A 13,403-nucleotide genomic window follows, 5' to 3' on the forward strand; every position below is an offset into this window, starting at 1 on the left:
CAATTGGTAATTAATTAAGCCAGTGCTTCTTTCACTCTTAATGCTGCATCTTTCAATACGATAGCAGAAGTAACTTTCAAGCCTGAATCTTCTATGATTTTTGCACCTTCTTCAGCATTTGTTCCTTGTAAACGAACGATGATTGGCACTTTTATATCTCCTATGTTTTTGTAAGCTTCAACCACACCTTTAGCCACTCTATCGCAACGAACGATACCACCAAAGATATTGATTAAGATGGCTTCAACTTTTGGGTCTTTTAAGATAATTCTGAAACCAGCTTCTACTGTTTCCGCATTAGCACTACCCCCAACATCCAAGAAGTTGGCTGGGTCACCACCTGATAATTTGATAATATCCATAGTAGCCATTGCTAATCCAGCACCATTTACCATACAGCCCACATTACCATCCAATTTCACATAGTTTAAGCCTGATTCAGCTGCTTCCACTTCGGCAGGATCTTCCTCAGATTTATCTCGCATATCGGCTAAATCCTTGTGACGATATAAAGCAGAATCATCTAAATTCACTTTAGCATCCACTGCTAAAATTTTATTGTCAGATGTTTTCAACACTGGGTTGATTTCAAACATTGAAGAATCCGTAGCATCATAAGCGGTGTATAATGAATGGATAAATTTCACCATGTTTTTGAAAGCATCGCCTTCTAAACCTAATTTGAAAGCTACTTTTCTGGCTTGAAATCCTTGTAGGCCTACACGAGGGTCAATCCACTCTTTAATAATTTTATCTGGAGTATTTTCTGCAACATCTTCAATATCAACACCCCCTTCAGTAGAAGCCATGATTACATTGCATCCTTTGGCTCTATCCAATAAGATTCCAACATAATATTCTTTTGGCTCATGTTCGCCTGGATAATATACATCCTGAGCTACTAATAATTTGCTAACCAATTTACCTTCTTCACCAGTTTGATGCGTCACTAAAGTACCTCCTAAAATAGCTTTAGATTTTGGCGCTACATCTTCTAAGCTTTTCGCTAAAACTACTCCATTTGAGTCTGTTTCCTTCACTTTCCCTTTTCCTCTTCCTCCTGCATGGATTTGCGCTTTAAGCACATACCACTCAGTTCCAGTCTCTTTATTGAGCTTTTTAGCAGCTTCTGTAGCTTCTTCTGGTGTATCGGCAACGATTCCTTTTTGAATGGTTACTCCGTACTTTTCAAGTATTCCTTTGGCTTGATATTCGTGTATGTTCATTCTTGGATAATTTTTGTGCGAATGTACGGCATTTAATATTATTATTCAACCTGTAAGGCTAATTACGAATTACAAATTTGAAAATTAGAAATTATAAGCATTCTAATAATGTTCATTTAAGTAATAAGGACAAAATTCTAGTTTCTAGTTTCTAGTATCTAGTTTCTCTTTATCTTTGAGCCATGAGTATATTGAGAGCACAGAATATTCAAAAGCATTATGGTGATCTAAAGGTTTTAGATGGCATTGATTTTCAGTTAGATGAAGCTAAAATCAGTGCAATTGTAGGGCCTAGTGGGGCTGGAAAAAGCACCCTATTACATATATTAGGTACATTAGATCAAGCCGATAGCGGTGAACTCTATTTCAAGGATAAAGATATCAGCCAATTAAAAGGAAGTCGACTTTCCAATTTTAGAAACAGTGCGATTGGTTTTATCTTCCAGTTTCATAACTTATTACCTGAATTCACTGCCGAGGAAAACATTTTAATTCCTGCTTATATATCCAAAAAAGACGAAAAACCATCTTTGGAAAGAGTGAAAGAATTAATGAAGATTTTGGGAATAGAGCAAAGGTCTCACCACAAACCAGGCCAGCTCAGCGGTGGGGAACAACAAAGAGTAGCCGTAGCCAGAGCCTTAATGAATAATCCTTCTATCGTTTTTGCAGATGAGCCAAGCGGTAATTTAGATTCCAAAAATGCCGAAGAACTCCATTCATTATTCCTGAAATTAAGAGATGAATTAGGTCAAGCTTTCGTGATAGTAACCCATAATAAAGAACTAGCTGCCATTTCTGATGAAAGACATGAGATGAAGGATGGGAAATTGGGTAGATTGGATTAAGTTGGCAAGTTTACAGGTTTACATGTTGGCAAGTTAAATTGATTCTCAAGTCATAAATCTCAATTCGTAATGTGTCTAGGTATTTCCCCTAGTTGAAATTTCCGTTTTCTGCTGATTTATAGGATGATGATGAAGCTCATCTTTGTTGTATCATTCATCAAAGTGAAATCATCATGAAACAATTATTCATCATTCCAGCTGTTTTAGCAATTCTGTTAAGCTTTAATATTGAATCAAAAGGACAAGACGTCTATTTTTCACAATTCTATGCTAATCCTATTTATTTAAACAGCGCATTAGCAGGTTCTGAAGGAAATCCAAGATTAACATTGGCACATAGGCAACAATGGAGCAATCTCCAAGCTTACAATGCTTCCTACTTTTCATTTGACACTCCGCTTGGTAAACAATCGGGTTTAGCCATTCATGCTCTAAATGATCAGCAAATGGATGGAGTCATCAATAATAATGCTATTGGTACTACTTTATCTCACCGAATTGAATTAAATAATAGAGCAGTAATTGGCGGAGGAATTTCTTTAAACTATTTTCAGAAATCATTTGACTGGAGCAAATTAACGTTTGAAGATCAAATGAGAGCAGGAAGTAGTAACCGCTACCCTACTTCGGAAAGATTTGGTCAATCTAGAACCAATATGGTAGATGTTGGGGTTGGTTTTGTTTATGCAGCTGAAAACTTGGTTGCTGGATTAAATATTTCACACATCAATACGCCTAAGGAAAGGTTCAATCCAGATTCAGATGCCATATTACCTAGAAGATATACTGCGCATATTGCTTACCAATTTCAAAAATATACTTATAGCAAACAAGCCTATTCAATTACACCATCCATTGTATATGAAAATCAAGCCGGCAATGATTATTTAAATATTGGAGGATATTGGAATAATAACTTTCTGACTTTAGGTACTTGGTACAGAGTAAAGCAGGCCATGGTTTTTACAATTGGACTTTCCTACCAACAATTCAATTTAGGCTATAGCTACGATCACAGTTTACAAAGCACACAAATTAATTATGGTGCCACAAATGAATTTACTTTATCCTATAGATTTCAATGGAAAGGAAAAGACCCAAGTAAAAACTACAAGGGAAAATGTCCTGATTTATATAAAAACTTAAGATAAAGCAATATGTACTAGAATTAGCATAAGGATCATTTATGAAATCCTTCTATACGTATCGATAAAATCCTAATAGGCACTATTTAAAAATATTTGGGGAGTGATGACCCCAAATGATGGATGATGATGAATTGGGCGGATTGCAAATGCAATCTGCCCTTTCTCTTTAAAGTTTAATAAAAACAAAAAGCTACCAACCCGCTTAACATTTTGCCCAGCCATTTTCAGCTTGAATTTAAAAAGCTTAATTTCGCTTTCGGAAAATTTATGGAAATGATTAAAACAGCATACGTAGTAGATATAGCCAGAACTCCAGTTGGAAAATTTGCAGGAACATTAAGTAGCGTAAGACCTGATGATTTGGCTGCACATATTATTAAAAGTTTATTAGAAAGACAGCCTAATTTTGATAAATCACTTTTAGAAGATGTGATTTTTGGTGCTGCCAACCAAGCTGGTGAAGACAACAGAAATGTCGCCAGAATGGCTGGATTAATGGCAGGATTACCGATTAAGGTTGGTGGAATTACCGTTAATAGATTATGTGCCTCAGGTTTGCAATCCATTATGGATGCGAGCCGATCCACTATGCTAGGTGATGGAGAAGCCTTCATAGCTGGTGGAGTAGAAAGCATGACTAGAGCTCCTTTTGTGATGGCAAAAGCAGAAACTGCATACTCCAGAAAGCCAGAAGTTTACGATACCACTATTGGTTGGAGATTTATAAACCCCAAATTATCAGAAATACACTACCCATTCGCAATGGGAGAAACTGCTGAGAATGTAGCTGAAAAATGGAAAATAAGCAGAGAAGCACAAGATGAATTTGCTCATAACTCTCAACTGAAATATGATGCCGCACATAAAGCAGGCAAATTCAGTAGTGAATTGGTTTCTGTTTCAATCCCTCAAAGAAAAGCAGATGATATCATTTTTGATAAAGATGAGCATCCAAGACTTTCTTCAATTGAAAAATTAGGTTCTCTTAAACCTGCCTTTAGAAAAGACGGATCTGTAACAGCTGGAAATGCCAGTGGAGTAAATGACGGATCAGCAGCAAGCTTAATAGTAGATGAAGAAACCTTAAAGAAATTTAATTTGAAGCCGATGGCTCGCGTTGTCAGCATGGCTATAGCTGGAGTAAGTCCTGATACTATGGGAATTGGGCCTGTACCAGCAAGTTTAAAAGCATTGAAAAGAGCTGGTTTGAAAGTATCGGATTTAGATTTAATTGAGTTGAATGAAGCCTTTGCTTCTCAATCGATTGCCTGTGTTCAGGATCTTGATTTAAATCCTGAAATCATCAATGTAAATGGTGGTTCTATCGCAATTGGTCATCCATTGGGAGCAAGTGGGACAAGAATATCCGCCACTCTTTTACATGAAATGCAAAAAAGAGAAAATGTGAAATATGGTTTGGCTACCATGTGTGTTGGAGTTGGGCAAGGTGCTGCAATCATTTATGAGAAAATATAATTAATATGGATTTAGAGAAGGCAAAACGATTTGCAGCATTTATATACTACTTACCAGCAATAATAATTATTATGGGCAGATTGCCCATACCAGAGATTGCATTTATTGCATTACCTATACCCTATTACGCTGTTTTCTATTATCTATATACTAAAACTGAAAAATCAGAGCGAAATAGAATAGAATTTGCAAGATTAGTTTTAGTAACAATTGCTCACATAGTATTATATTATTTGATGTTTCATGGTTAGTATTTTTCCAATTATTAACTTTAAATTTAATTTCCCTTAAGACAATAAAATCAAAGCAAGATGAAGCAGTATCATGAATTAATGAAGCATATTTTAGATAAAGGTGTACAAAAAGGCGACAGAACAGGAACAGGAACAATTAGTGTATTCGGTTATCAAATGCGATTTGACCTATCCGAAGGATTTCCAGTTGTGACCACTAAAAAACTGCATTTACGATCTATCATTCATGAATTGCTTTGGTTTTTGAAAGGGGAAACCAATATCAAGTATTTAAAAGAGAACGGTGTTTCCATTTGGGATGAATGGGCAGATGAAAATGGTGAATTAGGTCCAGTATATGGCTCCCAATGGAGAAACTGGCCAACTCCTGATGGACAACATATTGATCAAATTAGCCAAATAATTGATCAAATAAAAAACACACCAAATTCTAGAAGAATAATGGTAAGTGCTTGGAATGTAGCAGATGTCCCTAATATGGCTTTACCACCTTGTCACGCCCTTTTTCAATTCTATGTTGCAGATGGGAAATTAAGTTGCCAACTTTATCAGCGTTCCGCAGATGTGTTTTTAGGAGTTCCCTTTAATATTGCATCTTATGCTTTACTAACCATGATGGTGGCGCAAGTTTGTGACTTAGAGCCAGGTGATTTTATCCATACTTTAGGAGATGCTCATCTTTATTCTAATCATTTAGAACAAACTGAATTACAGCTATCACGAGAGCCCTACCCACTACCAAAAATGAAAATCAATCCAAATGTTAAAAACATTTTTGATTTCAAATTTGAAGATTTTGAATTGGTTGATTATCAATATCACCCTCACATAAAGGCACCCGTTGCTGTTTAAATTTTATAGAATTGAAAAAGATTAGTCTTGCAATTTTCTTGTTGTTCTTATTCCAATCAGGTTATACTCAACACTATGATTGGTTTTTAAATGGTCAAGTCATTAAAGGTTTTATCTTAAAACACAATGAGCATGTTGGTCACTTAGCAAATTCGCATCCTACAGGTATTGAATTAAGTTGGCAGCAAAAACTTAACGGGAAAAGAGAATGGGAAAGCCTATACAATAAGCCATTAATAAGTTATGGTCTATCCTATTATGATTTAAAGAATCCTAAATTAGGACATTTGATTATAGGTTCTGCAGCAATGGACTTACCACTGAAAAGAAGTGAGACTACAGCTTTGTATTTTAGAATTGGAACTGGATTAGTTTACAGTACAAATCCTTACGATAGGGAAACCAATAATCAGAACAATATGGTTACCAGTACCATTTCCTATCTATTACAAACTCGTCTGACTTATGAAATTAACCTAAGTGAAAAAATAAGGCTAACGCCAAATCTAAATATCACACATGCTAGTAATGGCGCACAGAGGGCACCCAATAGAGGAGTTAATATAATTACGGCTAATATGGGAGTGTCTTATAAAATCAAAAACCAAGAAGAAAAGGAATTTCGAGATATTACGCCTTTAGATAAAACTCCTTATCAAGTATATTTGCTCGTGAGTGGCGGTAGAAATACTAAAACTTTACAAATAAGAGAACCTCTACCCTTCTTTAACTTGCTTTTATTTGGTCAGAAATATGTTAATCCAAAAAGCGATTGGGGAGTTGGAATAGAATATTTCCATAGTACTTCCATAAAAAAGCAGATAAAAACCGACTGGTTTAGAATAGTTGATGAAGAAGAAATTACAGATTTCAAAAGATTAGGATTATTAATTGGACACGAACTGAAATTTGGCAAACTAGGATTTATTACTCACTTGGGCGTATATATTTACAATCCGAGTAAATCAAATATGCCCGTATATCAGCGCTTTGGATTACGCTATCAATTTCATAAGAATATAATGGCACAAGTTGCTTTAAAAACACATGCTGCTACAGCAGAACAAGCAGAATTAGGAATTGGATGGAGATTTTAAAAAGTAAAATAAGATATATCTTATTGATACTGGTATTACCAGTTTTGCAGGCTTGTGATTCTGAAGAAGCCTTCGATTGCTTTAAAAAATCTGGAGAACTAACCACTATTAAAATTGCTGATTTTCCGCATTTCGCTGAGTTATTAATCCATGATGATATAGAACTGGAAATAGTCGAAACTGATGAGGAATATTTTGAACTGACTTATGGGGAAAACCTAATCCCAAAAATTGTTATGGAGCATGAGAATGATTCCTTAAGTTTCTTTAACCAAAATTTTTGTGATTGGACGAGAGATTTTGAAAAACCCAAATTAAAATGGTTTACTAATAAAAGCTCAATTAATATTCTTTGCCTTAGCAATGGAAAAATCACTTCTGCAGACACCATAAAAAATGATATTGTTATCCGAAATGAAAGTTCCACTAACGAAGTGGATTTAAAAATAAACAATAATAAAACTGCCTTACTAAGTAATTCCTCAACCTATTTTATTATTTCAGGTAAAACCAAAGGATTACGAATTGCAGCCTATTTTAATGATGGGAAATATGATTGTGGAGATTTATTAGCCAACAGAGCAAATGTATTACATAGAGGGTACAATGACATCATTGTAAATGTGAAAGATAGCCTGGTTGGTAGTATTGAAAATGCTGGAAGAATACTTTATAAAGGTAACCCTGGGGTTAAAGTAGAAGTTAGTAATGGAGGAGAGTTAATTCATTTAGACCAAGAGTAATTATGGATATTACAAAACCTACCCTATTACTAGATGAAAAGAAATGTAAGAAAAACATTGAAAAAATGATTAGTCGAGCTAATCAGTTCAACTGCAGTTTACGCCCACATTTCAAAACCCATCAGTCCATAGTAGTTGCGAACTGGTTTCGAGAATTAGGAATAACTCAATGTGCAGTTTCTTCATTAGAAATGGCTAAATACTTCTTTAATGCAGGTTGGACAGATATTACGGTTGCATTTCCTTTGAATATTTTAGAACACACCTCTGTCAACGACCTAGCCGGAAAGATAAAATTAAATTTATGCGTTGAATCTCTAGAGACAGTTAAAGTTCTAAATGATTTTTTGGAGCACCCTGTTGGTGTATTCTTAAAAATAGATGCAGGTTATCATAGAACTGGCCTTGATGCTGAAAACTTTGCAGAAATTGAAGCAATCCTTAAAGCTTTAGAAAGTAATCACCTTATCACTATAAAGGGGTTTTTACAGCACGCAGGACATACCTACCAGGCAAAAGGCAAACAAGAGATCGATGAAATTCATGCTTACACATCGAAGCAGATGATAAATTTGAAAGAGCATTTCAATCAGCAATATCCTGATCTCATGATTTCAAATGGAGATACTCCCACTTGCAGTGTATCCGATGATTTTGAACACTTAGACGAAATGCGTCCGGGTAATTTTGTGTTTTACGATATAATGCAAGCAGAAATTGGCTCTTGTCAGTATGAAGATGTAGCGGTAGCCATGACTTGTCCTGTAGTTGCAAAACATGCTGATAGGAATGAAGTGATTGTCTATGGAGGCGCAGTTCATTTCTCCAAAGACAGAATTGAAAAAGACGGCAAAAACATTTATGGATTAATAGCCGATAAAAAAGAAAATGGATGGGGGAATCCCATCGCAGGATGGTTTGTTAAAAAATTATCTCAGGAACACGGTACTATCCATGTTCCTGATGAAGCCTTTGATCAAATTAAGATTGGTGATTTGTTATACATTCTTCCAATTCATTCCTGCCTCACTGCCAATTTAATGAGTAAGTATTATACATTAGACGGCCATGAAATTGAGATGTTTAGGTATCCAAGTTGACTGGTTTAAAAGTTGGCATGTTGACAAGTTGGGTTTCTTGATTGACTTTAATTGTTAATTATCAAAGAAATGATACTTAAAACTTACTACTTAATACTAAAATCTCACTACCCAATACTCAGTACCCACTACCGTTCATTCATATAATCTAGAGTCAAATTAATAAAAGCTTTTACTCCAGTGAGCATTCCACTTTCATCTATGTAAAAATCAGGTGTATGATGTCCTCCTAAAGCTTGTCCTTCCACTTCTGTTTCAGGTTTTCCACCTATGAAGAAATACAAGCCAGGGATTTCGTTCTGGAAATAAGAAAAATCTTCCGCTCCAGTAATAGCTTTCATCACATGCAGCTTATCTTCTCCTACTGTTTTTTGTAAAGATGAAACCATTTTATTGGTCAAATCAATATCATTATAGGTAAGAGGAGCATTTTCAACTATTTCTACATCTGCAGTGGCTCCTGCTATTTCCGCAATATTGGTTGCCGTTAGTTTAATTTTTTCATGGATCAGTTCCCTCATTCCTTCATCCAAAGTTCTAATAGTTCCTTCCAACATTGCTGATTCCGGAATGATATTAAAGCGGTTACCTGCTTCCATAATTCCAACTGTAACAACTGCGGCTTCTTTAGTAAGTTCTGAATTTCTAGAAACAATGTATTGCAAACTGTTAATGATTTGAGCTGAGACGGCTATAGGATCAACACTAGCCCAAGGAGTAGAGCCATGTGCTTGTTTACCCTTGATGTTGATGGTAAACCTATCTGATGCCGCCATAATGCCTTCTGTCTTGTATTTGATATGTCCGACTGTGGTTCCAGCATTAATATGTAAACCAAAAATGGCTTCTACATCAGGATTTTTAAGTACTCCCTCTTCAACCATCATTTTAGCTCCTCCTCGTTCACCAGCTGGAACTCCTTCTTCAGCAGGCTGGAAAATAAACTTGATGGTTCCCGGAATATCTGCTTTCATTTCACTGAAAACTTCGGCAACTCCCATCATAATAGCTATGTGCGTATCATGACCACAAGCATGCATCACTCCTGTCTCCTGGCCATTATATTCAGTCACCACTTCAGATTTAAAAGGCAAATCATTTCGCTCTGTAACTGGTAGAGCATCAATATCTGCTCTTAAACCCACAACTGGACCTGGCTTTCCACCTTTCAAAATAGCAACTACTCCAGTATGAGCAACTCCAGTTTGCACATCCAAACCTAAACTTTTCAAATGCTCAGCAATCTTCTCTCCCGTCTTATATTCTCTATTGGATAACTCTGGATTTTCATGAAAATGCCTTCTCCATTCAATTACCTTCTCTTCAATATCTTCTGCTTTTTCCAACGCAATTTTGTGTAAATCCTGTGAGAAGGAAAGTGATGGAATAATAAATAAGGCAATTAAAAGAGGATATAGCTTTTTCATATAGTTTAAATTTTAATCAGACTTAAATATATTGAAATAATTTAAAGAATTTGAGGAAATTGTTGTCAACTGCAAATACCTACCATTAAGCACTGAACCCATTGCAATGAAGCTTCTTTGTGTTGGTGCGAGCTTCCCAGCTCGTACCCTGCATTTACTTATAGCACGAGCCAAGAAGCTCGCTAGCATTTTACTTCATCCTCTTTTAAAAGCTAATTTTGATTCAGTAGAATCCTTTGCATCAAAAGAGTATCCATCCAAGTCAAAGCCTTTCAAATCCTCAATTTTCTCGATTTGATTTTTGACTATGTAGCGAGCCATTAAACCTCTTGCCTTTTTGGCAAAAAAGGAAACTATTTTATATTTCCCATTATTGAAATCCTTAAATTCAATATCAACAATTTGAAAGTTCTTCTTTAATTCTTTTTTGTTGACCGACTTAAAATATTCATTTGAAGCCAGATTGATCAATACTTTATCGCCCTGAGATTTAATATCTTTTTTCAATTGCTCGGTAATTTTATCCCCCCAAAACTCATACAGATTATTCCCTTTGTCCGTTTCCAGCCGGGTGCCCATTTCCAAGCGGTAAGGCTGTATTAAATCCAATGGTCTCAGCAAACCATACAATCCTGATAAAACCCTAATATGTTGTTGGGCATAATCATGTTCTTCCTGAGTGAAATCCTCTGCGTCTAAACCCTGATAAACATCGCCTTGAAAAGCTAAAAGAGCCTGTTTTGCATACTTTGGAGTACGCTTTTTGAAATTATTATAACGCTCAACATTCAATTGTGCCAATTTATCACTGATGCTCATCAGCTCTTGAACCTCTTCTTCTGATTTGGTTTTAAGTACTTCAATTAGCTGATTAGTTTCTTCATTAAAACGGGTTTTTGTACTTCTTATATCAAATGTTTTCTCAAATTCCAGACTTTTAGCTGGCGACAATATTGCAATCATAGTTTTTCCTTATTTTGAAATATAAACTTAGCACTAATTAAAATGTTACATTTATTAGAATCTAGAACCTAGAGTCTAGAATCTCGACTAACTTCGAGCTTCAAATACCCCCTTTGGGGGATAGGGGGCCATATTTTTCTTTCATCTCCTCTGGAATTCGCTTCGGCTTCTTACTATTAGCATCCAATAAACACCAAAAGGTGCGAGCTTCAGCTTTTGTTTGATTGGTATCAGGATTAAAAATTCTGGTCATCCTTTCAGATTTAACACCTTCCATTGAATTCACCCAGGTTTCTGCCACTATCTTTTCTTCAGGTCTAATCTCCTTTTTGTAATCAATCTCATGCCTTAAAGCTACCCATAGATTAATTTTATCATCCTCTTTTCCAGAAATATGTTTCCAATGCGCTTCAGCAACATCCTGAACCCATTGCAAATATACAACATTGTTTATATGTCCCATCGCATCAAAATCAGAAGCTTTGGGTTCTATTTTGACTTGAAATTTATTCACTTGAAAATAATTGAACTATTCGCTTTAAGATTTCGATCCTCCCTATTTTGCTCACCAAAAACAATATCTTTTGGATTAATATTTAAAGTTTGTGATTTGGATGATAAATTATGGATTACATGCAGTTTTTCTTCTCCCAAAACCCGAGTAAACGCCAATAGACTAGCATTTTGATTATCAAATTGCTCTATCCCACCTTTCGTCAGAATCTCATTATGATTTCGTAATTGAATCCACCTTTTGTAATGATTATATAGGGAACTTGAATTTTCTTTTTGCTGACTTAGAGGCTGAACATTTTTATCTGTTGTGAATTCCGGATCGATCCAGCTCGTTCTTAAACTATCACGTTCAGCATCTGACCATAAAAAGGATTCCCTAATATTCGGGTCAGGTTTTTTCCCCAACATCCCAATTTCTTCACCATAATAGATGTAAGGCGTTCCAGGAAGAGTTAACATGATAGATGCAGCCATTTTAGCTTTCTTTAAATCTCCCTTGAAATTACTCATTACCCTGTTTTGATCATGATTACTGAGAAAAATAGCATCTTGATAATCATCAGTAGCCGATTTAAAAACTTCTCTTTGTTTAATCAAACGGCTAATCAAATCCTCATTTTCTAGATTCACCCATTTTGGTCCTTCAATAGTTGCCGCAACATTTTTGCCTTGAATAACAGATTGCTGAATGCTACCCGCTAAATCGAAATTGAATAAAGCTGGTAATCCTTTCGCAAATTCTTTTACTATTTCTGATGAAGCCCAAACCTCTCCTACCAAATAAACATCCGGCTTAATTTTCCGCATTTCATCTCTGTATTCTTGCCAAAACTCATAAGAATCTTTTAATCTATCATCTGGAAAGATATGCTTGGCAGCATCTAATCGAAATCCATCCACACCTATATCTTCCAACCAATATTTACCGATATCATATATTTCTTGTCTCACCTTTGGATTATCGAAATTCAAATCCGGCATTCCACCCCAAAAGAATCCGTAATAATGTTCTTCCTCCTTTTTATTATCCACAGCATGCCATTGGGTGATATTATCAGAATCCTGCGTGACTTCCTTTTTTGCAATTTGATCGGCTATGCTATCACGATCAGCCCACACATAATAATCTCTGTATGGATTGTCTTTACCTTTTTTAGCTTCTTCAAACCATGGATGATCAGCTGCAGTATGATTGATGATCATATCAATAACCACTTTAATATTTCTTTTATGCGCCTCTGCAAGAAAGGTTTTAAAATCTTCCATTGTTCCATAATCAGGATGAATGGCTTTATAATCGGTAACGTCATATTTATGATAGCTAGGAGAAGGCATAATCGGCATTAACCAAACAGCTGAAACGCCTAACTCTTCCAGATAATCCAGCTTTTGAGTAGCTCCTTTGAAATCTCCTACTCCATCACCATTTCCATCTACCCATGATTGTATGAAAATTTCATAAGCCACCCCATCAGGGAAATTGGCAATTGATTTACTCTCATTTTCTTTCATTTCTTGAGGATTACAGGCATTTAAGATTAGTAAAAAGGCAAGGTAAAGTAATACATGGAAATGATTCATAAGATGTATTTAGAATAATGTTTTTTTTCATTTGGTGTAAAAATAACAAAAACTGCATACAATAAAACATTGGTCTAAATTCATGTGGAAATTAAGAAAATTATTACCTAAATTACACGTGTACTTATAAAATTAAAAACACGTAAAAGTAGATTTACGTTATATAAATACT

Annotated in this window: 13 protein-coding genes; 8 read left to right on the forward strand and 5 right to left on the reverse strand. The window is 35.4% G+C overall.

Going from position 1 to position 13,403, the window contains the following annotated elements; translation table 11 throughout:
• Positions 1-14: 14 nt before the first annotated feature.
• Positions 15-1,226 carry an ADP-forming succinate--CoA ligase subunit beta gene (gene sucC, locus FTRAC_RS03585; RefSeq protein WP_013452866.1) on the reverse strand — a complete coding sequence of 404 codons (1,212 nt, stop codon included), beginning with the start codon at positions 1,224-1,226 and terminating at the stop codon, positions 15-17.
• A gap of 182 nt (positions 1,227-1,408) precedes the next feature.
• Here sucC and FTRAC_RS03590 point away from each other — a divergent pair, with 182 nt between their 5' ends.
• The 8 genes from FTRAC_RS03590 to FTRAC_RS03625 all read left to right on the forward strand — a co-directional run bounded on the left by FTRAC_RS03590 (position 1,409) and on the right by FTRAC_RS03625 (position 8,744).
• Positions 1,409-2,074: an ABC transporter ATP-binding protein gene (locus FTRAC_RS03590; RefSeq protein WP_013452867.1), complete on the forward strand. Its 666-nt coding sequence runs from the start codon at positions 1,409-1,411 to the stop codon at positions 2,072-2,074.
• 173 nt (positions 2,075-2,247) lie between these two features.
• Positions 2,248-3,225 carry a PorP/SprF family type IX secretion system membrane protein gene (locus tag FTRAC_RS03595; RefSeq protein ID WP_013452868.1) on the forward strand — a complete coding sequence of 326 codons (978 nt, stop codon included), beginning with the start codon at positions 2,248-2,250 and terminating at the stop codon, positions 3,223-3,225.
• Between the two features lie 270 nt (positions 3,226-3,495).
• A complete protein-coding gene (locus FTRAC_RS03600) occupies positions 3,496-4,698 on the forward strand; it encodes an acetyl-CoA C-acyltransferase (RefSeq protein WP_013452869.1) in 1,203 nt (400 codons plus the stop codon).
• Between the two features lie 5 nt (positions 4,699-4,703).
• Positions 4,704-4,949: a hypothetical protein gene (locus FTRAC_RS03605; RefSeq protein ID WP_013452870.1), complete on the forward strand. Its 246-nt coding sequence runs from the start codon at positions 4,704-4,706 to the stop codon at positions 4,947-4,949.
• Positions 4,950-5,009: 60 nt separating this feature from the next.
• Positions 5,010-5,804 carry a thymidylate synthase gene (locus FTRAC_RS03610; protein WP_013452871.1) on the forward strand — a complete coding sequence of 265 codons (795 nt, stop codon included), beginning with the start codon at positions 5,010-5,012 and terminating at the stop codon, positions 5,802-5,804.
• 11 nt (positions 5,805-5,815) lie between these two features.
• Complete coding sequence (locus tag FTRAC_RS03615; protein WP_013452872.1) at positions 5,816-6,901, forward strand: acyloxyacyl hydrolase; 1,086 nt, start codon at positions 5,816-5,818, stop codon at positions 6,899-6,901.
• Positions 6,889-7,644, forward strand: a complete 756-nt coding sequence (locus tag FTRAC_RS03620; protein ID WP_013452873.1) for a GIN domain-containing protein — start codon at positions 6,889-6,891, stop codon at positions 7,642-7,644. The genes FTRAC_RS03615 and FTRAC_RS03620 overlap by 13 nt, the downstream gene beginning before the upstream one ends.
• Positions 7,645-7,646: 2 nt before the next feature.
• Positions 7,647-8,744, forward strand: coding sequence for an alanine racemase (locus FTRAC_RS03625; protein WP_013452874.1), 1,098 nt, complete (start codon positions 7,647-7,649; stop codon positions 8,742-8,744).
• Between the two features lie 128 nt (positions 8,745-8,872).
• On the opposite strand, the gene FTRAC_RS03630 is transcribed toward FTRAC_RS03625, so the two are convergent.
• The 4 genes from FTRAC_RS03630 to FTRAC_RS03645 all read right to left on the reverse strand — a co-directional run bounded on the left by FTRAC_RS03630 (position 8,873) and on the right by FTRAC_RS03645 (position 13,231).
• On the reverse strand, positions 8,873-10,171 hold the full coding sequence (locus tag FTRAC_RS03630; protein ID WP_013452875.1) for an amidohydrolase: 1,299 nt from the start codon (positions 10,169-10,171) through the stop codon (positions 8,873-8,875).
• A gap of 195 nt (positions 10,172-10,366) precedes the next feature.
• Positions 10,367-11,134, reverse strand: a complete 768-nt coding sequence (yaaA, locus tag FTRAC_RS03635; protein ID WP_013452876.1) for a peroxide stress protein YaaA — start codon at positions 11,132-11,134, stop codon at positions 10,367-10,369.
• Positions 11,135-11,234: 100 nt separating this feature from the next.
• Positions 11,235-11,648: an acyl-CoA thioesterase gene (locus FTRAC_RS03640; protein WP_013452877.1), complete on the reverse strand. Its 414-nt coding sequence runs from the start codon at positions 11,646-11,648 to the stop codon at positions 11,235-11,237.
• Complete coding sequence (locus tag FTRAC_RS03645) at positions 11,645-13,231, reverse strand: alpha-amylase family glycosyl hydrolase (protein ID WP_013452878.1); 1,587 nt, start codon at positions 13,229-13,231, stop codon at positions 11,645-11,647. Before FTRAC_RS03645 ends, FTRAC_RS03640 begins: the two co-directional genes overlap by 4 nt.
• Positions 13,232-13,403 lie beyond the last annotated feature (172 nt).

The organism is Marivirga tractuosa DSM 4126, assembly GCF_000183425.1.
GTDB classification, from domain to species: Bacteria; Bacteroidota; Bacteroidia; order Cytophagales; family Cyclobacteriaceae; genus Marivirga; species Marivirga tractuosa.

Excerpts from the sequence above, each read along its gene's own strand:
- sucC (WP_013452866.1), bottom strand. The coding sequence starts at position 1,226 with ATGAACATACACGAATATCAAGCCAAAGGAATACTTGAAAAGTACGGA.
- FTRAC_RS03590 (WP_013452867.1), top strand. The coding sequence starts at position 1,409 with ATGAGTATATTGAGAGCACAGAATATTCAAAAGCATTATGGTGATCTA.
- FTRAC_RS03595 (WP_013452868.1), top strand. The coding sequence starts at position 2,248 with ATGAAACAATTATTCATCATTCCAGCTGTTTTAGCAATTCTGTTAAGC.
- FTRAC_RS03600 (WP_013452869.1), top strand. The coding sequence starts at position 3,496 with ATGATTAAAACAGCATACGTAGTAGATATAGCCAGAACTCCAGTTGGA.
- FTRAC_RS03605 (WP_013452870.1), top strand. The coding sequence starts at position 4,704 with ATGGATTTAGAGAAGGCAAAACGATTTGCAGCATTTATATACTACTTA.
- FTRAC_RS03610 (WP_013452871.1), top strand. The coding sequence starts at position 5,010 with ATGAAGCAGTATCATGAATTAATGAAGCATATTTTAGATAAAGGTGTA.
- FTRAC_RS03620 (WP_013452873.1), top strand. The coding sequence starts at position 6,889 with ATGGAGATTTTAAAAAGTAAAATAAGATATATCTTATTGATACTGGTA.
- FTRAC_RS03625 (WP_013452874.1), top strand. The coding sequence starts at position 7,647 with ATGGATATTACAAAACCTACCCTATTACTAGATGAAAAGAAATGTAAG.
- FTRAC_RS03630 (WP_013452875.1), bottom strand. The coding sequence starts at position 10,171 with ATGAAAAAGCTATATCCTCTTTTAATTGCCTTATTTATTATTCCATCA.
- yaaA (WP_013452876.1), bottom strand. The coding sequence starts at position 11,134 with ATGATTGCAATATTGTCGCCAGCTAAAAGTCTGGAATTTGAGAAAACA.
- FTRAC_RS03645 (WP_013452878.1), bottom strand. The coding sequence starts at position 13,231 with ATGAATCATTTCCATGTATTACTTTACCTTGCCTTTTTACTAATCTTA.